The following is a 23,457-nucleotide window of genomic DNA, read 5'->3' as shown; positions in this document are numbered from 1 at the left end:
ATGCACCTTCCGGGGTGGAGGTGCGCAGACCGACCGCAAGACGTTCGAGGCGAGGGCACACCATGGACGCTCCGACCACCACGTCGGGGGAGAACGGCATGTCGGGCGGGGACAACTGGTTCACGCCACGCAGAACACTGCCGGCTTCGCCTACGGACACAGACCACACAGCGACGGACACAGACCACACAGCGCAGGCAGGCCCACGGCCTGCGGACACACCGGTCCCACCACGCGTGCTGCCCCAGCGGGTGGCGTCGGCAGGCGAGGAGGGGTCTTCGGACGCCGTCCTCATACGCCGCACGATGGCCGAGATAGGTCCGGTCGCCGACAAGGTCACCTCCTACTTCTATGCGCTGCTCTTCGTCCGCCGTCCCGATCTGCGCGCGCTGTTTCCGCCCGCGATGGACATCCAGCGGGACCGTCTGCTGAAGGCGCTGCTCACCACGGCCGAGCACCTGGACAACACTCCGGTCCTGGTCGACTACCTGCGAAATCTCGGCCGCGGACACCGTAAGTACGGGACGCTCGCCGAGCACTATCCGATCGTCGGAGAGTGCATGATCGGCGCGCTGAGCACGTACGCCGCCACCGTGTGGAGCCCGGAGACCGAGGCGGCCTGGGTCCGGGCGTACACGACCATGTCCCAGGTCATGATCGACGCTGTGGCGGCCGATGAACTGCGGTCCCCGGCCTGGTGGCATGCCGAGATCGTCACCCACGACCTCAGAACCCCCGACGTCGCGATCCTCACCGTCCGCCCGAACCAGCCTTATCCGTTCCTCGCCGGCCAGTACACGAGTGTGGAGACACCGTGGTGGCCCCGCGTGTGGCGGCACTACTCCTTCGCCTCCGCACCCCGTTCGGACGGCCTGTTGACCTTCCATGTGAAGGCGGTCCCGGCCGGCTGGGTCTCCAACGCGCTGGTGCGCCGTGCCCGGCCCGGAGACGTCATACGCCTCGGCCCGCCGACCGGCTCCATGACCGTCGACCACACGAGCGACAGTGGGCTGCTCTGCCTGGGCGGTGGCACCGGCATAGCTCCCATCAAGGCACTGGTCGAGGATGTCGCCGAGCGTGGAGCACGTCGGCCTGTCGAGGTGTTCTACGCCGCCCGCACCGACCATGGCCTCTACGACATCGATACCCTGCTCCGGCTCCAGCAGAGCCATCCTTGGCTGGCGGTCCGGGCGGTCATCGACCAACAGGCGCGCCTCCGGCTTCCCGACGCCCTGCGCGACTACGGCCCCTGGAACGAGTACGACGCCTATCTCTCTGGTCCGCCCGGGATGATCCGCAGCGGCATCGACACGCTCCGGGACATCGGCATCCCGTCGAGCCGCATACGGCACGACGCGGTGGAGGAACTGTTCCTCGCCACGAGCTGAACGTGCTAACCGAGGTCGGGAGCGTGCATGGCGCGTACACCCTCGATGTTGCCGTCCAGATAGTGGCGCAGCGACAGCGGGACCAGGTGGACGGAGGCGATGCCGACGCGGGTGAAGGGGACGCGGACGATCTCGTACTCACCCATGGGCTCGTCCACTTCGGGGCCGTGCCGCAGGGCCGGGTCCATGGACTCCAGCCGGCAGACGAAGAAGTGCTGCACCTTCACGCCGGTCGCGCCACCATCTTCGCCGATGTGCTCGACGGTGTCCACGAAGCACGGCACCACGTCGGTGATCTTGGCGCCGAGTTCCTCGGACACCTCTCGGTGCAAGGCGTCCACGACGGTCGGGTCTCCGGGTTCGACCCCGCCACCGGGGGTGACCCAGTAGGGATCGACGCCAGGCTTGGTGCGCTTGATCAGAATCAGGTCGCCACCGTCCAGAAGAACGGCACGGGCGGTGCGCTTGACCACGGGTCGGACGGTCATGGGAGAAATGTGGCCCGGCTGGTTCCACGTGAAACATCGCAAGGGGTCACCGGACGGCCGCCGTGCGTGGACGCTGCGTCGAAGAGGCTCAGCACCAAGCGGTGGCCGCCCGCTGAAGCCACTCATGAGCCCGCGCGATATGAGGCATGGCGAGGGTGCCGGTGCGCACCACCAGGAAGTAGGTGCGCAGGGGCGGCACCACCGGGTTGTTGAGGGCCGCGATCGTCCCGTCCTCGAGGTTCGCGGCGCACAGATACCGGGGCACCACCGCGAGTCCGGCTCCCGCGATCGTGCAGGCGAGCACCGCCCGTAGATCCGGGACGATGATCGTGGCCGAGGCGGCAGGGCGGGAGTCGAAGACGGAGGCCCAGTAGCGCGAGACGAAGGGCAGCGACTCATGGACCTCGACGACGGGCAGATTTTCCAGCGCCGACGCTCCTTTCAGACGCAGTGCCTCCTTGCCGATCCGCTCCACCCAGCGCGGGCCCGCGATCAGTACGTGCTCCTCGTCGCACAGCGGAGTCGCGGTCAGCAGAGCACCACGCGGTCGGGCCGTGCTGATGGCCAGATCATGGTGTCCGGAGGCCAGCCCCTCCAGCGCTTCTTCCGCCGTGCCGAAGGAGGCGCGGAGGGTGAATCCCTGGCCGTCGTCACCGGTGAGTTCCGTCAGGGCGGGCAGGGCGCGCTCGGCGGTGAACTCGGGCGGGCCGGCGAGATGGAGCGTTCTGAGCGAGGACTCGTCGTCCAAGCCGCTCTCGGCTATCTCCACCAGGGCGTCGAGGTGGGGTGCTGCCTTGTGCGCGAGTTCGTCGCCGATGGTCGTCGGGGTCACCCCGCGCGCCTGACGCAGGAAGAGAGGCTTGCCCAGCTGCCGTTCCAGCGTGCGGATCTGCGAGGTGACGGCGGGCTGGGAGAGGCCGAGCAGAGCAGCGGCGCGGGTGAAGGAACCAGCCCGGTGCACAGTGACGAAGGTGCGCAGCAAGGCCAGATCCATGGCGTGCTCTCCCCTATCCCTGCCCTCCTTCGGCTCCCAGGCAGGCCCTAACTATAAATAAGTCGATAGGTCTCTGTCGCTAGCGTGATTGGACACTGACACAGAGTCAACTAGCCTTGTTCGCGCGGTTCTTGGCGCGCAGAACCGAAGACGGTCCGAGCCACGAGGGGGGAGGCTCGGACCGTCGTGCGCCATCGGCGGGCGGACGGGCAGGGGTTCACCCGGCAGACTCGTCCAGAGCCCGCAGCACATCGGCGATCAGGTCCTCGGGGTCCTCGGCACCCACGGACATACGGATGAAGCCCTCTGGCACCGCGTCCCCGCCCCAGCGGCGGCGGCGCTCGGCCGTCGATCGCACCCCGCCGAAGCTGGTCGCGTCCTCCACCAGGCGCAGAGCCTGGAGGAACCGCTCCGCACGCGCACGCGTGGGCAGCGTGAAGGAGACCACGCAGCCGTAGCGGCGCATCTGCTGCGCGGCGATCTTGTGCGACGGGTCGTCGAGCAGTCCGGGATATCGCAGGCCGGACACCTCGGGCCGCGTCTTCAGTGCCTCCGCCACCGCGAGGGCGGTGGCGTTCTGCCGGTCGACGCGCAGCTGGAGCGTGGCGATGGACCGATGCGCGAGCCACGCTTCCATGGGCCCGGAGACGGCTCCGACGATTTTGCGCCAGCGCCGTACGGCGGCCATCGCCTCGGCGTCGCGGCCGGCGACGTAGCCCAGCAGCAGGTCCCCGTGGCCGGTGAGCTGCTTGGTGCCGCTGGCCACGGAGAAGTCCGCGCCCAGCTCCAGCGGGCGCTGTCCGAGCGGTGTGGCGAGGGTGTTGTCGACCGCCACCAGGGCGCCCTGCGCGTGGGCCGCCACCACCAGCCGCCGGATGTCGCACACGTCCAGTCCCGGGTTCGACGGGGACTCGATCCACAGCAGGCGGGCGCCGGTGAGGACTTCCAGCTGGCCGTCACCACCGGTGGGCGCCGTGCGCACCTCGATGCCGTACGCCTCCAGCTGGGCGCGGACGAGAGGCAGTACCTGATAGCCGTCGGAGGGCAGCACGACCGCGTCCCCGGCGCGCAGTTGGGAGAACAGCACGGAGGAAATCGCCGCCATGCCGGAGGCGAAGACGAGCGTCTCGACGTCGCCCCACCCGGGCGCCTCCAGCTCGCCGATGGCTCGTTCCAGCAGCGTCCAGGTGGGGTTCTCGTCGCGGCCGTACAGATACGGGCCCGTCGCCTCGCCGGGCAGGTGGAAGTGTGCCGCGAACACCGGCCCCGGCAGGGTCGGCTCGTGCTTGACCGGCTCGGGCAGTCCCGCGCGTACCGCGCGCGTGCCGTCGCCGGTACGCCCCGCGTCCTCGGCGGCGGGGCTCATGCGACTCCTCCTCCCAGCTCCTCGCGCACGGCGGTGAGCAGGCCGGCGCTCGCCGCCTCCACCATCACGAGGCACTCCTCGAAGCCGCCCCGCTGCCCGTAGTAGGGATCGGGCACGTCGAGGTCGTCGTCGGCAGCGGGGTCGTAGGAGCGCAGCAGGCGGACCTTGCGCGCCTCCTCCTCGGTGGGCGCGAGGCGGCGCAGGGCCTTGAGATGACCGGTGTCGAGGGCGATCACGAGATCGAGGCGGGAGAACCACGACGGCTGGAACTGGCGCGCGATGTGATCGCCGTCGTAGCCGTGCTCATCGAGGACCGAGACGGTCCGCGGGTCGGCGGGCTCCCCCTCGTGCCAGCTGCCGGTGCCGGCGCTGTCGACCTCCACCAGAGCCTCGAGACCGGCCTCAGCCACCCGCGCGCGGAAGACGGATTCGGCCATCGGGGAACGGCAGATGTTTCCGGTGCACACGAAGCAGACGCGGTAGGCCATGGCGCGCTCAGTCCTCGTCGGGCAGGACGACGTGCAGTGCCCAGGAGACGACGGAAACGATCAGGCCGCCGATGACTGCCGTCCAGAAGCCCTGCACATGGAAGCTCAGGTCGAGCTTGCCGCACACCCAGGAGGTGAGCAGCAGCATCAGCGCGTTCACGACCAGGGTGATCAGCCCCAGGGTCAGGATGAAGAGAGGGAAGGTCAGCACCTTCAGTATCGGCTTGACCAGCCAGTTCACCAGGCCGAAGACCAGTGCGACCACGATCAGCGTGCCGGCCTTCTTGGCGGTGCTGTCACCGGTAAGAGTGATCTTGTCCAGGAGCCACACGGCGACAGCGAGCGCGCCCGCGTTGGCGATCGTCTTGACTACGAAATTCTTCATGTGTCTGATCGTGGCAGACCGGATCGGAACCGAGCAGTGAGATGAGGGCGACAGCGGCGATGAAGGCATTCCGGCTGGACGAACTGGAGGCGGAGCGGGCCGCCAACGAGGGGGCTTACCTTCAGTTCCTGCGGGAGCGGAACATGTCCGTCGGCCTGTACGCCCTCAACGCGGGCGAGCACGACCCGCAGAGGCCGCACAACCAGGACGAGGTCTACTTCGTCGTGAGCGGCCGGGCGTCGATCACGGTCGGACTGGAGACGACCGAGGTGGCGCGGGGCAGCATCGTGTACGTGCCGGCGGGCGTCGCCCACAAGTTCCACCACATCAGCGAGGATCTGAGGGTTCTCGTCGTCTTCTCTCCGCCTGAGGCGTGAGCCCGGTGCTCGGGGTTCCCTAGGGGATGGTTCAGGGGAGGACAAGGGACGCGAGGGCCCCGCGGGACCCCTTGTCGGCCCTAGCATCGAGTGCAGAACACCAACGCTGTACTGAGAACCCCAGACGTACGAGAACGCAAAGGACAAGGGCGATGCGAGAGATCTTCGCGGGACTGCCGTGGTGGATTAAGTGGGTCGCGGTGCCGGTCATCGCCCTGGTCGTGTTCGGCGGCCTGATAGCGACAGTGGTCGGATTTGTGATCAGCCTGCTGTTCAAGGCGCTGATCTTCGTAGCGCTGGTCGGCGGGCTCGTCTACATCGTGCGCAAATTCATGTCGAACTCCTCGTCGCGCAGCGACTGGTGACGGACGCGGGGACCGGTGACCGGCAACGGGGCCACCGGTTCCCGGCAAGGAGATCACCGATTTCCCTCGGGGGAGGGAAGTTTCCCCGTGAGGCCGTCTGGGTGCGGTGGCGGACGATTAGAGTCCGGAACTCCCGCGGGGTCCGGCCCCGCGGGTGGCGCAGACCCCTCCGTGCTGTTCCGCGGCACGGGCTGCCCCTCGCGCTCAGGGAGTGACCCTTGGCCACGGTTGACACCGTACCGGCAGAACCGCACGCACCCCCCACCCCACCGCGCTCCTGCGCACCCCCCGCCCAGCCGCCGCCGGCCGTCGCCGTCCCGGAACAACCACATCCGACCGACGTCCCCGGCCCACCGCACCCCACGGACGATTCCGCGCCGGGTCATTCCTCCCACGCTCCCGACCCACCGGCCGCCGTGACCCTCATCGGGTCCGTCCAGCGCGCCATGCGCCTGCTGGAGACCGTCGCCGCGCACAGCTACGGCGCCCCCGCCAAGCAGCTCGCCCGCGAGACCGGCCTCGCCCTCCCGACGACGTACCACCTGCTGCGCACCCTGGTGCACGAGGGCTATCTGCGGCGTGAGAAGGGTCTGTTCTTCCTCGGTGACGCGGCCGAACGGCTGGGCAGCAGCGGAGCACAGCAGAAACGTCGCAGCGCAGTGGCCGACACGCTCGCGCACTGGCGCGATTCGATCGGTGCCCCGGTCTACTACGCGATGTACCGGGACGGTGAGATCGAGGTCCTGTGCGTCTCCGACTCCCCCGAGGCGCCGGCCGTCGAGGAGTGGGCCGACTTTCGCGCTACCGGCCACGCGCACGCCATCGGGCAGTGTCTGCTCTCCCAGTTGGACGAGGACGCCCGCCGCGACCATCTCGCGCGCTATCCCGTGCAGTCCCTTACGCCGTACACCGTGCGTGACAACGATGCCCTGCTGCGGCGGCTGGCCCGGATGCCGCGCATGGAACCGGTGGTGGAGCGCCAGGAGTACGCGCTCGGCACGGTCTGCGCGGCGGTTCCGATCACGGTCGGCACCACCGTGGCCACGATGGCCATGTCGCTGCCCGTCGACCAGGCCGACCGGCTGCTGCCCGCGGCCCGCCGACTGCAGGCTGAGATCGGGCGGCATCTGGGGACCCTCAGCCTCTCTATCAGTATCTGAAAACTTACTCCTTGTGATCTGCCGTGTACGTTCAGCAAGATTTGACCACCGTTAGAGGGATCAAACCCGGCCAGTCGATGTCATATGACGGGGTAAACAATGCGCGAGTCCGTACAGGCAGAAGTCATGATGAGCTTTCTTGTGTCAGAGGAGCTCTCCTTCCGTATTCCGGTGGAGTTGCGCTATGAGACCAGTGATCCTTATGCGGTGCGACTCACTTTTCATCTGCCTGGCGATGCCCCGGTGACCTGGGCGTTCGGACGCGAGTTGCTGATCGATGGCGTCGGCCGGCCCTGCGGGGAAGGGGATGTGCACATCGCTCCCACCGATTCGGAGATGCTGGGTGAGGTGCTGATCAGGCTTCAGGTCGGCAGTGACCAGGCCCTGTTCCGCTCCTCCGTGCCGCCGCTCGTGGCCTTCCTGGACCGTACGGACAAGCTGGTGCCGCTCGGTCAGGAGGGCGCTCTGGCCGACTTCGACGCCCATCTGGAAGAGGCCCTGGACCGCATCCTTGCTGAGGAGCAGAGCGCCGGCTGAAGCGTTACGGCACGGGGCGCCTGGTGCTCCTCCGTGCCGCGTGGAGGCTCGCAGGAACGCTTCTGCGAGAAGTGGGCAGTCTGTTCTGTGTCCCGCCTCGCTGTGCCCTGCCTCGATGTGGTCGGCCTCACCGCTTCCGGCGACGCCCCCGGCCGCCGCGGGCCGGGAGGGGCTGTGCCATGGCGGGTGCCGGGCTGTCCGGGCCGGGTCGGTCGGCCGAGACGACCAGGGCGGCGAGTGCCGTGGTGACCGGGACCGAGGCGACCAACCCGATCGAGCCCACCAGCGTGCGCACGATCTCCTCGGCCACCAGCTCGCTGTTGGCCACGGTCCCGACACTGCTCTGCGCGATCGAGAACAGCAGCAGCAACGGCAGCGCGGCACCGGCGTAGGCGAGGACGAGGGTGTTGACCACGGAGGCGATGTGGTCGCGGCCGATGCGGATGCCCGCCCGGTACAACCCGCGCCAGCCCATCGCCGGGTTGGCCTCGTGCAGCTCCCAGACGGCCGACGTCTGCGTCACGGTCACATCGTCCAGGACGCCGAGCGAACCGATGATGACGCCGGCCAGCAGCAGACCGCTCATGTCGATCGACGGGTACAGGCCGTGGATCAGGCCGGTGTTGTCGTCCGTGTTGCCGGTCAGCGCGGCCCAGCCGATGAACAAGGAGCCGAGCAGGCCGATCAGTGACAGGGAGATCAGCGTGCCGAGCACCGCCACCGACGTGCGGGCGGACAGACCATGGCACATGTACAGGGCGATCAGCATGATCGCGCTCGACCCGACCACCGCCACGAGCAGCGGGTTCGAACCTTGAAGGACCGCGGGCAGGATGAACAGGGTCAGCACCAGGAAACTCACGGCCAGGGCGACGAGCGCCATGACCCCGCGCAGCCGGCCGACCACCACTACGGCGAGTGCGAAGATCCCCGCGAGCAGCGCCATGGGGAACTTGCGGTTCACATCGGCCACCGAGTATTGAAGATCCTTCGGCGCCGAGGGTTCGTAGGCGACCACCACCTTCTCGCCCGTGTGCAGTTGCCGAGGCTGGTCCGGCTGCACGATCTCGGTGAAGGTACGCCCCTGGTCCTTGCCCGTGTCGACCCGGACGGTCGCCTTCTTGCAGGTTCCCTTCGCCTCCTGCTCGGCCGAGGTGCCCTCGGCAGTGGAGGTGTCGCCGGTCGGGGTGTCGCCGGAGGCATTCACCGACTTGCAGTTCACCTCGACGACCTTGGTGACCGTGGCCTGCTGTGTCTCCCGGTCGAAGCCGACACCGGTGCGTTTGTGGGACGGTGCTCCACCGGGCCAGAGCACCAGCATGCCGACGACGACCGCCGCCGTGAACGGGACCAGGATCGCGGCGATGACCTTGCGCAGGTGCTTTGAAACGGGGGCTGCAGGACCATGGCTGTGCCCATGTCCATGTCCGTGCCCGTGACCGCCGCCGTCCCCGCTGGGTCCTCGCTCGGCTCCTCGCCCGTCGCCCCCGTCGAAGCTGGACCCCTGCGTGTGGCCGGTCCTCGAAAGGGCACGGGGGTGCTCATGGTCCTGCCCGGTGCCTGTCGTCCGGTCGTCGTGGCCATACGGGTCGCCGGCCGCATGGCCGTCGTTGCCGTAGCCGCCGCCCTGTCCCGCGACGCCTTGGCGCCGCGGTTCGGGTGGTCGATACGGGTACTGCTCCATCCTGGTCACCGCCAGATCATTGCAAGAACGGGAGGGGGCCCACTGTTCACCGCGCCACATATGACGCTAGCGTGGAGGCACCTTTGCACACGCGGGAGCTCGGAGCACCGGGCTGAGAGGGCGCTGACCTCCGTACACGCGATGTTTCACGTGGAACAGGCGATGTTCCACACGAAACGTCGACAGACGGAAACCGCTGCGTCGACCGCCGAACCTGTTACCGGGTAATGCCGGCGTAGGGAGTAGGTCTCATGACCAACAAGGACGCACGCACGCCTGCCTCCGCTCAGGACGAGAAGTCCCAGGAGGCCGGGAAGTCCATCGGCTGGCACAAGGCGTACGTCGAGGGCTCGCGCCCCGACATGCGCGTGCCGGTCCGTCAGGTGCATCTCACCAACGGGCAGGCAGTCACGCTGTACGACACGTCGGGCCCATACACCGATCCACTCGTCGACACCGACGTCCGCAGGGGCCTGCCGCCGCTGCGGGAAAACTGGATCATCGCCCGTGGTGACACCGAGGAGTACGCGGGCCGTCCCGTTCGTCCCGAGGACGACGGGATCAAGCACACCTCCCCGCGTGGCGGACTGCGCAACCTGGACGCGGTCTTCCCCGGGCGGCCCCGCCAGCCGCGCCGAGGACGCGACGGCCAGGCGGTGACACAGCTCGCGTACGCCCGCCGGGGCGAAATCACCCCGGAAATGGAGTATGTGGCCGTTCGGGAGAACGTCTCTCCCGAGGTGGTCCGCGAAGAGATCGCGGCGGGCCGGGCGGTGCTGCCGGCCAACGTCAACCACCCGGAGATCGAGCCGATGATCATCGGCAAGCGGTTCCTGGTGAAGGTCAACGCCAACATCGGCAACTCCGCGGTGACCTCCTCCATCGAGGAGGAGGTGGAGAAGATGACCTGGGCGACCCGCTGGGGTGCCGACACGGTCATGGACCTGTCCACCGGCCGCAACATCCACACCACTCGCGAATGGGTGTTGCGCAACTCCCCCGTCCCCATCGGCACGGTGCCGCTCTACCAGGCCCTGGAGAAGGTCGACGGCAAGGCCGAGGAACTGACCTGGGAGATCTACAAGGACACGGTCATCGAGCAGGCCGAACAGGGCGTGGACTACATGACCGTCCACGCGGGCGTGCGCCTGCCGTATGTGCCGCTCACCGCCAACCGCAAGACCGGCATCGTCTCGCGTGGCGGCTCGATCATGGCCGCGTGGTGCCTGGCGCACCACAAGGAGTCGTTCCTGTACGAGAACTTCGAGGAACTCTGCGAGATCCTCGCCGCCTACGACGTCACGTACTCGCTGGGCGACGGCCTCAGGCCTGGATCGATCGCGGACGCCAACGACGAGGCGCAGTTCGCTGAACTGCGCACGCTCGGGGAACTCAACCAGATCGCCAAGCGTTTTCACGTACAGACCATGATCGAGGGCCCGGGCCATGTCCCGATGCACAAGATCAAGGAGAACATCGACCTTCAGCAGGAGATCTGCGATGAAGCCCCGTTCTATACGCTCGGCCCGCTGACCACCGACATCGCGCCCGCGTACGACCACATCACCTCCGGCATCGGCGCCGCGATGATCGCCTGGTGGGGTACTGCGATGCTCTGCTACGTCACGCCCAAGGAGCATCTGGGCCTGCCCAACAAGGACGACGTCAAGACCGGCGTCATCACCTACAAGATCGCCGCTCACGCGGCCGACCTCGCCAAGGGACACCCGGGCGCCCAGGAGTGGGACGACGCGCTGTCCGACGCCCGCTTCGAGTTCCGGTGGGAAGACCAGTTCAACCTCGCCCTGGACCCGGACACGGCACGGGAGTTCCACGACGAGACCCTGCCGGCGGAGCCCGCCAAGACGGCCCACTTCTGCTCCATGTGCGGGCCGAAGTTCTGCAGCATGAAGATCTCGCAGGACATCCGTCGCGAACACGGCGGCAGCCGCGACGAGATCGAGGACGGCATGGCGCAGAAGTCGAAGGAGTTCGCGGCCAGCGGGAATCGGGTGTACCTGCCGATCGCCGACTGAGTCGGACGGGCTCAGCTCGCCGCGCCGGATCGCCTGTCGTGGCGGCCGGTGCGGTCGAGGAACGGCGGGGTGGCGGCTGACCGGGGTGGTGGTGCCACACCGGTTGGCCGCTCGGTCCGCCCGGTCGGGCCCCTGTTGTTCCGGGGCGCGAGCCGGGGCTGTTCAGCCGCGGATGAGAGGGCTACTCGGGCTGGTGCTCCGGGCCTCCGAAGTCCGGGCTCGTGTAGTCCGGGCTCGTGTAACTCGGGCGGCCGGACTCGGTGCTGTCGCCGGGGCTGCTGAAGCCGGGGCGGTCGTACCCCAGGCGGGGCATGCGGCCGCTCGGGCCGGATGGTGTCGTGCGGCGCACGGCGGCCGGTCCGGGTTCGGCGAGCGCCTCACGGAGGAACGGCAGGATGCCGCGCTCCAGCAGGGCGTCCCGCCAGGCCTCTCTGGCCTCGTCCAGTTCCCGGTGCGCCGCGTCCAGTGCCTGAGCCTGCTCCGAACTGCCGTTGCGCAGGGCGGTGAGGAGCAGTCCCACGGCGGCGACGAGGAACGCGGCCGCGGTCACCGCGCCGAACACCCAGCCGGCGGTGAGCATGGTCTGGGCGAAGGCCTGTCCGGGGCCCAGCGTCTTCAGGATGTAGCCGACGAGCAGGAAAATCGCCGCAGCGGTTCCGGAGAGTACGGGAGCCAGTACGGCGATGACAGCGATGGCGCCCGCTCCGGTTCCTTCGGCTGCCTCGCCGAAGGTGGTGACGAGCCCCGTCGTGGCCGAACCCGGCTGCGTGGAACCGGAATCGCCGGCGACCGAGGAGGCCATGGCCGGATGCCGCAGTTCCTCACGGATCCTCACATAGTGCTCGTATTCGGCCGCGGCGGCGGGTGTGATCAGCGCGGTGGCGTTGAGCGCCATGGTGCGCAGTTGTTCGAGGTTGAGCCGCTGTCCGACAGCGGCCAGTTCCGGTCGATGCGGTGCGGAGCGCAGCACCTCATCGAGGAGCCGCTCGAATTCCTGGCGGTCCTCGCTCTGCAGGTGCTGCGGAACGCTGTTCATGTGCATCCCCCGATGCTCCGTAGGGCTTGGGGCTCGCACGCCGGCGAGCCGTCGGGCAGAAACGGAGGGGAGCCTGCTACGGATAAGCCGATGGTAGAGCCGTGACGGCACACGGTGACAGGGGGTTGCCGGAAATTGCCCCCGGCGCGCGTGTGAACCGCCGGGGGACGCCTGCCCAGGGAACGGTCAGGTAGTCAGAGGCAGTTGCCGGGCCAGTAGCTTTCCAGCCATGGTCACCCCGCCGTCCATCGCGATGGCGAGTCCGTCGGCGTAGACGTGCGGTCCCTCCACGACCGGGCCGGTGCCCTCCTCTCCGTCCTCGGACCCGACCTCGCCGAGGAGGTAGGGAATCGGGCTGTGACCGTGAACAATGCGGGTGCCGCCATACGTATCGAGGAGGGATCGTACGGCGTCGGCGCCGCCTTCGTCGCGGAAGGAGAAGCGTTTGGTGAACTTGCGGAACAGATCCCAGCACTCGTCCGCGTCGTTGCGGGTGAGGGTCTCACGGACGGTGTCGTTGACCGCCTCGATGGAGTCGCCGTAGTCGAGGTAGGCGGTGGTGTCCGAGTGCACGAGCAGATAGCCGTCCACCTCCTCGATGGCGTCGAGGCGAGCCATCCACTGCAGATGGTGGTCCTGGAGACGGTCCATGTCGGTCTTCTGGCCGCCGTTGAGCAGCCAGGCCGCCTGGAAGGTGGCGGTGCCCGCACCGGAGTTGACGGGGGTGTCGCCGAACCGCTTGGCGCCGAGCAGCAGCAGCTCGTGGTTGCCCATGAGTGCCTTGCAGTAGCCGCCTGCCGCCGCGGCCTCTGCGGACAGCCGCATCACGAGGTCGATGACACCGATGCCGTCGGGGCCGCGGTCGGTGAAGTCGCCGAGGAACCACAGCCGGGCGGTGCCCGCGCACCATTGGCCCGAGGCGTCGATCAGCTCCTGCTCCTGCAGGGCGGTCACCAGTTCGTCGAGGTAACCGTGGACGTCGCCGACGACGAACAGCGGTCCGGGCCCGGTCGCGGGCTGCGGGGCCGGAGCGGCGGGTGCCGGTTCGACGGGGACCTGGAGCGTCGGCGACCGGTCGACGACGACGGGAAGGTCGCGCTGGGTGGGTGTGTAGTCCTCGGGGTACGACTCGTCGGCCGGCGGCACGGTGTCGCCCGGATGGGCGGTGCGGGTGCACGGACCGGTCTCGTGGACGTACGCCGGTACCCGGAAGTCGCGCAGCGTCGCCGTCCGCTCCACTTCGGGTCCCTGACCGGCCCCCTGAGTCATCAGACCCCTCCACCATCGCGCCGCATCTGCACCGCTTCGGACTGCCTGGTCGCAGCGGTCCGCGGTGTCGTGGGCCCATCATAGGAATGCGCGTCGCGCCGTGTGATGACCCAGGGGTGGTGAATCGGAACAAGACTCCAGTTCACCGCGGCTTTCGCCCCGTTTGGGCAGGTGTTCGGCCGGCTCCGCACCGACCGGACACCCGGCTCGGCGGTCGCCGGCCCGTCACGCCCCCTTCATCGGACGGTGCGAGTACGGGGCGAGCGCCCCGCTTTTCGGCGGTGTCGCCCGTCCCCGATCGTTCTCGCCCCCGCTCGATCTCGTCCGCACCCGTTCTCGTCCCCGCGTTCCCGTCCGCGCTACTTCTCGTCCGGTGTGCGTGGCGGGCTGACCGTCGTGCGCGGCGGGCGCCGCTGGGAGGAGGTGCGCACGATCAGCTCGGTCGGTATCACCTGCTCGACCGGCTGGTCCGACTCCAGGCCCTCGATGGCGTCGATGAGCAGCTGGACCACCGCCGTGCCGATACGACGCGGTTTGAGAGAGAGTGTGGTGATGGGCGGCTCGGTGCTGGCGTACACCATGGACTCGCTGCAGCACACGAGCAGCAGGTCGTCGGGGACACGCAGGCCGTAGCGCCGGGCGGCGGCCAGCAGGTCCGTGCCGTTGGGGTCGAACAGGCCGTAGACCGCGTCGGGCCGGTCGGGGCGGGCGAGGAGCCGGTCGGCGGCTACGGCGCCCGCGCACGGGTCGTGCGCCGGGTAGGCCTCGTAGACCGGGTCCTGGCCGACCCGCTCGCACCAGTGCAGGTAGGCGGTGGTCGACAGGTGGGTGTACGTGTCCGTGGTCGTGCCGGTGAGCAGGCCGATACGGCGTGCGCCGGCATCGGCGAGGTGATCGAGGATGCCGAGGACGGCGGCCTCGTGGTCGTTGTCGACCCAGGCGGTGACCGGCAGCGAGCCGGCCGGACGACCGTCCGAGACGACCGGCAGCCCCTGCCGGACCAGCTCGCTGACCACCGGGTCCTGATCGGAGGGGTCGATCACGACCGTGCCGTCCAGGGCGACGTTGGACCACACGTCGTGGCGGGAGGTCGCGGGCAGGATGACGAGGGCGTAGCCGCGGGCGAGCGCGGCCGAGGTGGCGGCCCGGGCCATCTCGGCGAAGTATGCGAACTCTGTGAAGGTGAAAGGTTCATCCCCGTAGGTCGTCACGGTCAGGCCGATCAGTCCCGACTTGCCGGTACGGAGGGTGCGGGCGGCGGCCGAGGGGCGATACCCCAGCCGGTCGGCGACCTCGCGGACATGGCGTCGGGTGGCATCCGGGAGTCGGCCCTTGCCGTTGAGGGCGTCGGAGACGGTTGTGATGGAGACCCCGGCGGCGGCGGCCACGTCTCTGATGCCCGCCCGGCCCGGCCGACTGCCTCGACGTGAGGTTTCCGCGCGGCTCACCTGGTGCTTCCCTGCTGCTGTCATGGCGAGCCGATAGTAGGGCTCATGCGGTGGGGTAGTGCGGACGCATATGCGCGCGTTGACAGGCACGTTTCTGCATGGTCAGTTGGGGTCAACTACCTTAGAAATATAGGTAGTTGAGCGATCCATCGCTAGGACGAGACTTGTCAACGCGTATGGACCTGCCAAGTGTCCGATGTTTCGAAGAGGTCTCAACTCACCTGCATGGGGGATGCGCGCCACGGCGTGAGCCACCGGCGCGTAGATATATGTACGGCGCGCCCCTTGAAACGTACGCCTTCGTACGGTGATGCCCCTGATGGCGTCGGGCGGGATGCGGTTCACGCATTCCAGGACCGCGACCTGTACGCACCGGGGCCGAATCCTCATAAGGTGAGGAGTATTGGAAGCCGGCGGCGTCGACGGTCCGCCGGTGGTCGCGAGGAGGACTGCGGTGAGCGAGACGAGCCCCAAGCTGCGCGCCGAGCTGGAGGGTATCCCCACCTACAAGCCGGGCAAGCCTGCCGCGGCCGATGGGCCGGTGGCCTACAAGCTGTCCTCGAACGAGAACCCCTACCCGCCGCTGCCCGGTGTGATGGAGAGCGTGACGGCGGCGGCCTCCAGCTTCAACCGCTACCCGGACATGGCGTGCACCGGGCTGATGGACGAGCTGTCCGAGCGCTTTGGCGTCCCGGTCTCCCACCTGGCCACCGGTACCGGTTCGGTGGGTGTCGCCCAGCAGCTGATCCAGGCCACCAGCGGCCCCGGCGACGAGGTGATCTACGCCTGGCGGTCCTTCGAGGCGTATCCGATCATCACGCAGGTCAGCGGCGCCCGGTCGGTGCAGGTGCCGCTCACGCCCGGCGATGTGCACGACCTGGACGCGATGGCGGACGCGATCACCGACCGGACGCGTCTGATCTTCGTCTGCAACCCCAACAACCCGACCGGCACGGTGGTGCGGCGGGCCGAGCTGGAACGGTTCCTCGACCGGGTGCCCGGCGATGTTCTGGTCGTGCTGGACGAGGCCTACCGCGAGTTCATCCGCGACCCCGAGGTGCCCGACGGCGTCGAGCTGTACCGGAACCGGCCCAACGTCTGTGTCCTGCGCACCTTCTCCAAGGCCTATGGGCTCGCCGGGCTGCGCGTCGGTTTCGCGATCGGCCATGAGCCGGTCGCGGCGGCGCTACGCAAGACGGCGGTGCCCTTCGGTGTCAGCCAGCTCGCGCAGGAAGCGGCGATCGCCTCGCTGCGGGCCGAGGACGAGTTGTTCGGCCGGGTCGGTTCGCTGGTGTGCGAGCGCACGCGCGTGGTCGACACGTTGCGCGCCCAGGGCTGGACCGTGCCGGAGACGCAGGCGAACTTCGTCTGGCTGCGGCTGGGGGAGCGCACGGTCGCGTTCGCTCAGGCCTGTGAGCAGCACGGTGTGGTGGTCCGGCCGTTCCCGGGCGAGGGTGTGCGGGTGACGGTCGGAGAGAACGAGGCGAACGACATCTTCCTGAAGGTGGCGGAGGCGTTCCGCAAGGAGCTGTAGCTCCTGATGGACGGGGGCGGTGGCTCCCGATGAAGCGTGTGTGGTGACCCCTGGGGTGGTGTGGCCCCGGTGTGCGGGGGTCAGCCCTGGTCGTCGATCAGTTCCACGCGGATGGGATCACCGCCGCGTACGGTCGCCAGGGCCCGGGGGTCTCCGTCGAGTCGACCCAGGACGTTGCACGGGCTCGCGAGGCGGCATTCGTCGCCTCGCGAGATCGGCGTGGGCCCATAGGGGAGGGCGAGCGCGTCGCCGTCCGTCCAGAAGGCCACCGTGCCCGGCTCTACGACCTGCCGGGCGTCCGTTTCACGTGAAACGGCGATACCTGTGTCGAAATAGACCTCCTCGCCCCATGTGCAGGCGCTGGAGGTGAGCGGCAGCGCCTTGGCGAGGGCCTGTGCGGTCGGTGTGTCTGCGTCGAGGGTCGCGGTGATGTTTCCCGCGGGCCAAGAGATACGAATCTGCATGGCGCGCAATTCAACAAGATGTTGAAGTCGCTGCCAAGGTCTTGACGCGAAGGCGAAGGGGGGACCCCCCGTTGGTTGCCGAAAATCAGTGAGTCATAATGGCTTGTGAATGTGAACGCGTTCACAAGCGCGTCCTGATTGTCCTGTATGTACGCAATAAACAGGGCAATCTGCCGCTGTACCACGCCGTAGTAAGGAGAGTGACGACGTGGACCTGGCTCTGGCGCCAGAAACACTGGCGCGCTGGCAGTTCGGCATCACCACCGTCTACCACTTCCTGTTCGTCCCGCTGACCATCTCCCTGGCCGCCCTCACGGCCGGACTGCAGACGGCATGGGTGCGCACGGACAAGGAGAAGTACCTCAGAGCGACGAAGTTCTGGGGCAAGCTCTTCCTGATCAACATCGCCATGGGCGTGGTCACGGGCATCGTGCAGGAGTTCCAGTTCGGCATGAACTGGTCCGACTACTCGCGCTTCGTCGGTGACATCTTCGGCGCCCCGCTCGCCTTCGAGGCGCTGATCGCGTTCTTCTTCGAGTCCACCTTCATCGGCCTGTGGATCTTCGGCTGGGACAAGCTGCCCAAGAAGATCCATCTGGCCTGCATCTGGATGGTCTCGATCGGCACGATCCTGTCGGCGTACTTCATCCTCGCGGCCAACTCCTGGATGCAGCACCCGGTCGGATACAAGATCGACAAGGCGAAGGGCCGCGCCGAGCTGACCGACTTCTGGGCCGTGCTGACCCAGAACACCGCACTCAGCCAGGCCTTCCACACCCTGTCCGCGTCCTTCCTGACCGGTGGCGCCTTCATGGTGGGCGTCGCCGCCTTCCACCTGGCCCGCAAGAAGCACATCCGCGAGATGAAGACCTCGCTGCGGCTCGGTCTGATCACCGTGGTCATCGCCGGCATGCTCACCGCGATCAGCGGCGACACCCTCGGCAAGGTCATGTTCAAGCAGCAGCCGATGAAGATGGCGGCCGCCGAGGCGCTGTGGGACGGGCAGAAGCCGGCCCCCTTCTCGATCTTCGCCTACGGCGACGTGGAGAAGGGCCACAACACCGTGGCCATCGAGATCCCCGGCCTGCTCTCCTTCCTGGCCAACGACAACTTCACCTCGTACGTCCCCGGCATCAACGACGTCAACAAGGCCGAGCAGCAGAAGTTCGGCCCGGGCGACTACCGGCCCAACATCCCGGTCGCCTTCTGGGGCTTCCGCTGGATGATCGGCTTCGGCATGGCCTCCTTCGCCATCGGCCTGGCCGGGCTGTGGCTGACCCGCAAGAAGTTCATGCTGCCGCAGCATCTCCGGGTCGGCGAGGACGAGGTGCCGCATCTGGTGCTGTTCAAGAGCAAGGCGCTCAGCCCGAAGCTCACGCCCTGGTACTGGCGCATCGCGACCTGGACCCTGGCCTTCCCGCTGATCGCCAACTCCTGGGGCTGGATCTTCACCGAGATGGGCCGCCAGCCGTGGGCCGTGTACGGCGTCCTGCAGACGCGGCACGCGGTCTCCCCCGGTGTCTCCCAGGCCGAGGTCCTCACCTCGATGATCGTCTTCACCTCGCTGTACGCGATCCTCGCCGTGGTCGAGGTCAAGCTGCTCGCGAAGTACGTCAAGGCCGGCCCACCCGAGCTGACCGAGGCCGACCTCAATCCGCCCACGAAGATCGGCGGCGACACCCGTGACGCCGACAAGCCGATGGCCTTCTCGTACTAGGCCGGGGGAACAGTCATGGAACTTCACGACGTCTGGTTCGTCCTGATCGCGGTCCTGTGGACCGGCTACTTCTTCCTGGAGGGCTTCGACTTCGGGGTCGGCATCCTCACCAAGCTGCTGGCCCGGAACCGGCCGGAGCGGCGGGTCCTGATCAACACCATCGGGCCCGTCTGGGACGGCAACGAGGTATGGCTGCTCACGGCCGGCGGTGCGACCTTCGCCGCGTTCCCGGAGTGGTACGCCACCCTCTTCTCCGGCTTCTACCTGCCTCTGCTGGTCATCCTGGTCTGCCTGATCGTCCGGGGCGTCGCCTTCGAGTACCGCGCGAAGCGCCCCGAGGAGAACTGGCAGCGCAACTGGGAGACGGCGATCTTCTGGACCTCGCTGATCCCGGCGTTCCTGTGGGGCGTGGCCTTCGGGAACATCGTGCGGGGCGTCAAGATCGACCAGCACTTCGAGTACGTCGGCAGCCTCGGGGACCTGTTCAACCCCTACGCCGTGCTCGGCGGTCTGGTGACGCTCACGCTGTTCACCTTCCACGGAGCGGTCTTCACCGCGCTCAAGACCGTGGGTGACATCCGGGTGCGGGCACGGAAGCTGGCTCTGCGGGTCGGTGTCGTCACGGCCGTCGTGGCGCTCGGATTCCTCCTGTGGACGCAGGCCGACAGTGGCGACGGCAAGAGCCTGGTGGCCCTGGTCGTAGCGGTCGTCGCCCTCGTGGCCGCCCTGGTGGCCAATCAACTCGGGCGTGAAGGATGGGCGTTCGCGTTGTCGGGCCTCACCATCGTGGCCGCCGTGGCGATGCTCTTCCTCTCGCTCTTCCCGAATGTCATGCCGTCCACGCTCAACGGGGACTGGAGCCTGACGGTCACCAACGCCTCGTCGAGCCCCTACACCCTGAAGATCATGACGTGGCTGGCTGCCATCGCCACGCCCCTGGTGCTGCTCTACCAGGGCTGGACCTACTGGGTGTTCCGCAAGCGGATCGGCACGCAGCACATCGCTCCCGATGCTGCGGGCAGCGCCGCACACTGAGTCCGCCGAGGGTGTGTTTCACGTGAAACACACCCTCTGGACCGAAGGGCGCGTTTCACGTGAAACCAATCGATCCACGCCTGCTGAAGTACGCCCGTGCCACGCGCTTGTTCCTTGTGGCGGTCGTCGGCCTGGGAGCCCTCGGTGCGGGGCTGCTCATCGCCCAGGCGATGCTCATCGCCGAGATCGTCGTCGGCGCGTTCCAGCATGGGCAGTCCGTAGCTGAACTGCGCACTCCCCTGCTGTTGTTGGCGGCCGTCGCCGTGGGTCGCTCGGTTGTCGCGTGGCTCACCGAGCTGGCGGCTCACCGGGCGAGCGCGGCAGTGAAGTCCGAACTGCGGGGACGGCTTCTCGATCGGGCGGCCGCGCTGGGTCCCGGATGGCTGGCCGGGCAGCGCACCGGTTCGCTGGTCACCCTGGCCACGCGCGGAGTCGATGCCCTCGACGACTACTTCTCGCGCTATTTGCCGCAGTTGGGGCTCGCGGTGGTCGTGCCGGTGGCGGTGCTGGCGCGGATCGTCACCGAGGACTGGGTGTCGGCGGCGATCATCGTCGGCACCCTGCCTCTCATCCCGCTCTTCATGATGCTGATCGGCTGGGCCACCCAGTCCCGGATGGATCGTCAGTGGCGGCTGCTGTCCCGACTGTCGGGGCACTTCCTGGACGTGGTCGCCGGACTGCCCACGCTGAAGGTCTTCGGCCGGGCCAAGGCGCAGGCCGAGTCGATCCGCCGGATCACCGGCGAGTACCGGCAGGCCACCCTGCGGACCCTGCGGATCGCCTTCCTCTCCTCCTTCGCGCTGGAGTTGCTCGCCACGCTGTCGGTCGCTCTGGTCGCGGTGACGATCGGTATGCGGCTCGTGCACGGCGACATGGATCTGTACATCGGTCTGGTGATCCTGGTGCTGGCGCCCGAGGCGTACCTTCCGTTGCGCCAGGTCGGTGCGCAGTACCACGCGGCGGCCGAGGGGCTCGCCGCGGCGGAGGAGATCTTCACCGTGCTGCAGACGCCTGTTCCGGCGTGCGGTTCCGGTGTGGTGCCCGCGGGTGCGGTGGCCTTCGACGGGGTCACCGTCCGCTATCCCGGCCGGTCCACGGATGCCGTGACGGATGTGTCGTTCACTGTCGAGCCCGGTGAGACGGTCGCCCTGGTGGGGCCGAGCGGCGCGGGCAAGTCGACGCTGTTGAACGTGCTGCTCGGGTTTGTCGAGCCCGGCGAGGGGCGGGTGCGGATCGGGGGAGCCGATCTCGCCGACCTCGATGTGGAGCAGTGGCGGTCACGGATCGCGTGGGTGCCGCAGCGGCCGCATCTGTATGCCGGGACCATCGCGGAGAACGTGCGGCTGGCCCGACCCGACGCGGACGACGCCGCCGTACGCCAGGCGCTGCGGGACGCCGGGGCGCTGGAGTTCGTGGATGCGCTGCCCGAGGGGGCCGAGACCGTACTCGGGGAGGACGGGGCCGGGCTGTCGGCGGGGCAGCGGCAGCGGTTGGCTCTTGCGCGGGCTTTTCTGGCCGACCGGCCTGTGCTGTTGCTCGATGAGCCGACGGCTGCTCTGGACGGGGCGACGGAGGCGGGTGTTGTGGCGGCGGTACGGCGGCTTGCGGCGGGTCGTACGGTGCTGTTGGTTGTGCACCGGCCGGCCTTGCTGGAGGTTGCCGACCGGGTGGTGCGGCTGGAGAGTGCGGAGCCGGTGAGCGAGCGGAGCTGCGGTCGGGCCACCAGGGGGCTCCGTCCCCTGGACCCCCGCCCACCCGCCACCCGACTCGGTGGGCCGGTGAGCGGCGCTGCGGAACCTGTCTCGGGTGGGCTGGTAAGCGGCGGCGCGGAGTTGGTCGCGGGTGGGTCGGGAAGTGGGACCGGTGGGCGGGGGCTGGATGTAGGGCCTCAGCGGGGTTCGGGGCGGGCTCGGCGGGTGCTTGCGCGGGTTCGAAGGCTTGCCGGGCCTCGGCGTGGGCGGCTGTTGTCGGCCGTGCTGCTCGGCAGCTTGGCGCTGGGCAGTGCCGTGGGGCTGATGGCGACGTCCGGGTGGCTCATTTCGCGAGCCTCGCAGCAGCCTCCGGTGCTCTATCTGATGGTGGCCGTGACGGCCACGCGGGCCTTCGGGATCGGACGAGCCGTGTTCCGGTACGCCGAGCGGCTGGTGTCGCACGATGCGGTGCTGCGGATGCTGGCCGACACCCGGGTCGCGGTCTACCGGCGCCTGGAGCGACTCGCGCCGGCGGGGCTGCGGACCGCCCGGCGCGGTGATCTGCTCACCCGACTCGTCGCGGACGTGGACGACCTCCAGGACTACTGGCTGCGCTGGCTGCTTCCGGCCTCGGTCGCCGTCGCCGTCTCGGCCGCTTCCGTCGGCTTCACGGCCTGGCTGCTGCCCGAGGCCGGTGCCGCCCTCGCCGCGGGCCTCGTCGCAGCCGGTGTCGGCGTGCCGCTCGTCACCGCGACCGTGGCCCGGCGGACCGAGCAACGGCTGGCTCCGGCCCGGGGCGCCCTCGCCACCCGTGTCACCGATCTGCTCACCGGTACCGCGGAGCTGACCGTCGCCGGTGCGCTGCCCGCGCGTGCGGACGCGGCCCGCCGAGCCGACGGAACCCTGACCCGGATCGCTTCGCGCGCCGCCGCGGTGACCGCGCTCGGTGACGGACTCACCGCGCTGATCTCCGGTCTGACCGTCACGGCGAGCGCACTGCTCGGCGCTCAGGCGGTGGCCGCGGGTCGGCTCGGCGGTGTGGCGATGGCCGTGGTCGTCCTCACTCCGCTGGCCGCCTTCGAGGCCGTACTGGGACTGCCGCTCGCCGTGCGCTACCGGCAGCGGGTGCGGCGCAGCGCGGAGCGTGTCCACGAGGTGCTCGACGCCCCGGAGCCCGTACGCGAGCCGGAACGGCCCCGGCAGGCGCCGGTCTCGCCGTTCCCCGTGGTGGTCAAGGCACTGGCCGCGCGGTACGAGGGGCAGCACCGCGAGGCGCTGGCCGGCTTCGACCTCACCCTGCGCGAGGGGCGGCGGATCGCGGTGGTCGGGGCGTCCGGTTCCGGCAAGACGACCCTCGCCCAGGTGTTGCTGCGCTTCCTCGACCCGCAGGAGGGCTCGTACACGCTCGCCGGTGTGGACGCGTACGCGCTCGCCGGTGACGACGTACGGGGGCTCGTCGGACTGTGTGCGCAGGATGCCCACATCTTCGACAGCTCGGTGCGCGAGAACCTGCTGCTGGCCAGGAAGGACGCCACCGAGGCCGATCTGCGCCGGGCGCTGGAGCGGGCCCGCCTGCTGGACTGGGTGGAGGGGTTGCCCGACGGCCTGGACACGCTCGTCGGTGAGCACGGGGCGAGGCTGTCCGGTGGCCAGCGGCAGCGGCTGGCGCTGGCCCGGACCCTGCTGGCCGACTTCCCCGTCCTGGTCCTGGACGAGCCCGCCGAGCATCTGGATCTGCCGACGGCCGACGCGCTGACCGCCGATCTGCTGGCCGCCACGGAGGGTCGTACGACGCTGCTGATCACCCACCGGCTGGCCGGACTGGAGGCGGTGGACGAGGTGATCGTGCTCGACGCCGGCCGAGCGGTGCAGCGGGGCACGTATGCGGAGCTTCTCGCGGTGGACGGGCCCCTACGGGAGCTGGCGCTGCGGGAGGCGCAGGCGGAGTCGCTGGTGGAGGCGGCCTGACGGTCACCGGCGGTCACTCCTGCTCTT

General features: G+C 68.8%; 20 protein-coding genes. 10 read left to right on the top strand and 10 right to left on the bottom strand.

The window, feature by feature from the left end; translation table 11 throughout:
- Positions 1 to 62: 62 nt before the first annotated feature.
- The gene (locus AQI95_RS00870; protein ID WP_208614035.1) at positions 63 to 1,388 is read left to right on the top strand and encodes a globin domain-containing protein; all 1,326 of its coding nucleotides are present in this window, start codon (positions 63 to 65) and stop codon (positions 1,386 to 1,388) included.
- A gap of 5 nt (positions 1,389 to 1,393) precedes the next feature.
- Here the strand turns inward: AQI95_RS00870 and AQI95_RS00865 are convergent, their stop codons facing one another.
- The 5 genes from AQI95_RS00865 to AQI95_RS00845 form a co-directional block, all read right to left on the bottom strand.
- Entirely contained in the window at positions 1,394 to 1,876 is a 483-nt protein-coding gene (locus tag AQI95_RS00865) for an NUDIX domain-containing protein (RefSeq protein ID WP_067115615.1), read from the bottom strand.
- A gap of 88 nt (positions 1,877 to 1,964) precedes the next feature.
- Entirely contained in the window at positions 1,965 to 2,870 is a 906-nt protein-coding gene (locus AQI95_RS00860) for a LysR family transcriptional regulator (protein ID WP_067115612.1), read from the bottom strand.
- A gap of 217 nt (positions 2,871 to 3,087) precedes the next feature.
- Positions 3,088 to 4,236, bottom strand: a complete 1,149-nt coding sequence (locus tag AQI95_RS00855; protein ID WP_067115609.1) for a cystathionine gamma-lyase — start codon at positions 4,234 to 4,236, stop codon at positions 3,088 to 3,090.
- Positions 4,233 to 4,724, bottom strand: coding sequence for a low molecular weight protein-tyrosine-phosphatase (locus AQI95_RS00850; RefSeq protein ID WP_067115607.1), 492 nt, complete (start codon positions 4,722 to 4,724; stop codon positions 4,233 to 4,235). Before AQI95_RS00850 ends, AQI95_RS00855 begins: the two co-directional genes overlap by 4 nt.
- Before the next feature lie 7 nt (positions 4,725 to 4,731).
- Positions 4,732 to 5,109: a phage holin family protein gene (locus tag AQI95_RS00845; RefSeq protein ID WP_067115604.1), complete on the bottom strand. Its 378-nt coding sequence runs from the start codon at positions 5,107 to 5,109 to the stop codon at positions 4,732 to 4,734.
- 59 nt (positions 5,110 to 5,168) lie between these two features.
- Between AQI95_RS00845 and AQI95_RS00840 the strand changes: the two genes are divergently transcribed.
- The 4 genes from AQI95_RS00840 (at position 5,169) to AQI95_RS00825 (ending at position 7,548) form a co-directional block, all read left to right on the top strand.
- Positions 5,169 to 5,486 carry a cupin domain-containing protein gene (locus tag AQI95_RS00840; protein WP_067115601.1) on the top strand — a complete coding sequence of 106 codons (318 nt, stop codon included), beginning with the start codon at positions 5,169 to 5,171 and terminating at the stop codon, positions 5,484 to 5,486.
- A gap of 152 nt (positions 5,487 to 5,638) precedes the next feature.
- Positions 5,639 to 5,851, top strand: a complete 213-nt coding sequence (locus AQI95_RS00835; protein ID WP_067115598.1) for a DUF5326 family protein — start codon at positions 5,639 to 5,641, stop codon at positions 5,849 to 5,851.
- 218 nt (positions 5,852 to 6,069) lie between these two features.
- On the top strand, positions 6,070 to 7,011 hold the full coding sequence (locus AQI95_RS00830; RefSeq protein WP_425264846.1) for an IclR family transcriptional regulator: 942 nt from the start codon (positions 6,070 to 6,072) through the stop codon (positions 7,009 to 7,011).
- Between the two features lie 99 nt (positions 7,012 to 7,110).
- Positions 7,111 to 7,548: an SsgA family sporulation/cell division regulator gene (locus AQI95_RS00825; RefSeq protein WP_067115596.1), complete on the top strand. Its 438-nt coding sequence runs from the start codon at positions 7,111 to 7,113 to the stop codon at positions 7,546 to 7,548.
- Between the two features lie 127 nt (positions 7,549 to 7,675).
- Here the strand turns inward: AQI95_RS00825 and AQI95_RS00820 are convergent, their stop codons facing one another.
- Positions 7,676 to 9,232, bottom strand: a complete 1,557-nt coding sequence (locus AQI95_RS00820; RefSeq protein ID WP_425264850.1) for a YibE/F family protein — start codon at positions 9,230 to 9,232, stop codon at positions 7,676 to 7,678.
- Positions 9,233 to 9,483: 251 nt separating this feature from the next.
- Between AQI95_RS00820 and thiC the strand changes: the two genes are divergently transcribed.
- Positions 9,484 to 11,268 (top strand): phosphomethylpyrimidine synthase ThiC, encoded by a 1,785-nt coding sequence (gene thiC, locus AQI95_RS00815; RefSeq protein WP_067115591.1) that lies wholly within the window; start codon positions 9,484 to 9,486, stop codon positions 11,266 to 11,268.
- 181 nt (positions 11,269 to 11,449) lie between these two features.
- On the opposite strand, the gene AQI95_RS00810 is transcribed toward thiC, so the two are convergent.
- The 3 genes from AQI95_RS00810 to AQI95_RS00800 all read right to left on the bottom strand — a co-directional run bounded on the left by AQI95_RS00810 (position 11,450) and on the right by AQI95_RS00800 (position 15,045).
- Positions 11,450 to 12,310, bottom strand: a complete 861-nt coding sequence (locus AQI95_RS00810) for a hypothetical protein (RefSeq protein ID WP_067115588.1) — start codon at positions 12,308 to 12,310, stop codon at positions 11,450 to 11,452.
- A gap of 180 nt (positions 12,311 to 12,490) precedes the next feature.
- Positions 12,491 to 13,573, bottom strand: coding sequence for a metallophosphoesterase (locus AQI95_RS00805; protein WP_067115585.1), 1,083 nt, complete (start codon positions 13,571 to 13,573; stop codon positions 12,491 to 12,493).
- 359 nt (positions 13,574 to 13,932) lie between these two features.
- A complete protein-coding gene (locus AQI95_RS00800) occupies positions 13,933 to 15,045 on the bottom strand; it encodes a LacI family DNA-binding transcriptional regulator (RefSeq protein ID WP_079070969.1) in 1,113 nt (370 codons plus the stop codon).
- 430 nt (positions 15,046 to 15,475) lie between these two features.
- Between AQI95_RS00800 and hisC the strand changes: the two genes are divergently transcribed.
- Positions 15,476 to 16,555: a histidinol-phosphate transaminase gene (gene hisC, locus AQI95_RS00795; protein WP_067115579.1), complete on the top strand. Its 1,080-nt coding sequence runs from the start codon at positions 15,476 to 15,478 to the stop codon at positions 16,553 to 16,555.
- 80 nt (positions 16,556 to 16,635) lie between these two features.
- Here the strand turns inward: hisC and AQI95_RS00790 are convergent, their stop codons facing one another.
- Positions 16,636 to 17,019 carry a cyclophilin-like fold protein gene (locus AQI95_RS00790; protein ID WP_067115576.1) on the bottom strand — a complete coding sequence of 128 codons (384 nt, stop codon included), beginning with the start codon at positions 17,017 to 17,019 and terminating at the stop codon, positions 16,636 to 16,638.
- A gap of 208 nt (positions 17,020 to 17,227) precedes the next feature.
- Between AQI95_RS00790 and AQI95_RS00785 the strand changes: the two genes are divergently transcribed.
- Genes AQI95_RS00785 through cydD form a run of 3 tightly spaced genes read left to right on the top strand, consistent with a single transcriptional unit; the run spans position 17,228 to position 23,430 of the window.
- The gene (locus AQI95_RS00785; protein ID WP_067115573.1) at positions 17,228 to 18,736 is read left to right on the top strand and encodes a cytochrome ubiquinol oxidase subunit I; all 1,509 of its coding nucleotides are present in this window, start codon (positions 17,228 to 17,230) and stop codon (positions 18,734 to 18,736) included.
- Positions 18,737 to 18,751: 15 nt separating this feature from the next.
- Positions 18,752 to 19,771, top strand: a complete 1,020-nt coding sequence (cydB, locus tag AQI95_RS00780) for a cytochrome d ubiquinol oxidase subunit II (RefSeq protein WP_067115570.1) — start codon at positions 18,752 to 18,754, stop codon at positions 19,769 to 19,771.
- Positions 19,772 to 19,830: 59 nt separating this feature from the next.
- Positions 19,831 to 23,430: a thiol reductant ABC exporter subunit CydD gene (cydD, locus tag AQI95_RS00775; protein ID WP_067115569.1), complete on the top strand. Its 3,600-nt coding sequence runs from the start codon at positions 19,831 to 19,833 to the stop codon at positions 23,428 to 23,430.
- Positions 23,431 to 23,457: the final 27 nt, after the last annotated feature.

It is taken from the genome of Streptomyces yokosukanensis (assembly GCF_001514035.1).
Taxonomy (GTDB): Bacteria; Actinomycetota; Actinomycetes; order Streptomycetales; family Streptomycetaceae; genus Streptomyces; species Streptomyces yokosukanensis.
The sequence above is the reverse complement of the archived record's forward strand: the minus strand, read 5'-3'. Positions and strand labels throughout refer to the sequence as shown.

Coding starts and splice junctions, on each gene's coding strand:
- AQI95_RS00870 (WP_208614035.1), top strand. CDS start 63: ATGGACGCTCCGACCACCACGTCGGGGGAGAACGGCATGTCGGGCGGG.
- AQI95_RS00865 (WP_067115615.1), bottom strand. CDS start 1,876: ATGACCGTCCGACCCGTGGTCAAGCGCACCGCCCGTGCCGTTCTTCTG.
- AQI95_RS00860 (WP_067115612.1), bottom strand. CDS start 2,870: ATGGATCTGGCCTTGCTGCGCACCTTCGTCACTGTGCACCGGGCTGGT.
- AQI95_RS00855 (WP_067115609.1), bottom strand. CDS start 4,236: ATGAGCCCCGCCGCCGAGGACGCGGGGCGTACCGGCGACGGCACGCGC.
- AQI95_RS00850 (WP_067115607.1), bottom strand. CDS start 4,724: ATGGCCTACCGCGTCTGCTTCGTGTGCACCGGAAACATCTGCCGTTCC.
- AQI95_RS00845 (WP_067115604.1), bottom strand. CDS start 5,109: ATGAAGAATTTCGTAGTCAAGACGATCGCCAACGCGGGCGCGCTCGCT.
- AQI95_RS00840 (WP_067115601.1), top strand. CDS start 5,169: ATGAAGGCATTCCGGCTGGACGAACTGGAGGCGGAGCGGGCCGCCAAC.
- AQI95_RS00835 (WP_067115598.1), top strand. CDS start 5,639: ATGCGAGAGATCTTCGCGGGACTGCCGTGGTGGATTAAGTGGGTCGCG.
- AQI95_RS00825 (WP_067115596.1), top strand. CDS start 7,111: ATGCGCGAGTCCGTACAGGCAGAAGTCATGATGAGCTTTCTTGTGTCA.
- AQI95_RS00820 (WP_425264850.1), bottom strand. CDS start 9,232: ATGGAGCAGTACCCGTATCGACCACCCGAACCGCGGCGCCAAGGCGTC.
- thiC (WP_067115591.1), top strand. CDS start 9,484: ATGACCAACAAGGACGCACGCACGCCTGCCTCCGCTCAGGACGAGAAG.
- AQI95_RS00810 (WP_067115588.1), bottom strand. CDS start 12,310: ATGCACATGAACAGCGTTCCGCAGCACCTGCAGAGCGAGGACCGCCAG.
- AQI95_RS00805 (WP_067115585.1), bottom strand. CDS start 13,573: ATGACTCAGGGGGCCGGTCAGGGACCCGAAGTGGAGCGGACGGCGACG.
- AQI95_RS00800 (WP_079070969.1), bottom strand. CDS start 15,045: ATGACAGCAGCAGGGAAGCACCAGGTGAGCCGCGCGGAAACCTCACGT.
- AQI95_RS00790 (WP_067115576.1), bottom strand. CDS start 17,019: ATGCAGATTCGTATCTCTTGGCCCGCGGGAAACATCACCGCGACCCTC.
- cydB (WP_067115570.1), top strand. CDS start 18,752: ATGGAACTTCACGACGTCTGGTTCGTCCTGATCGCGGTCCTGTGGACC.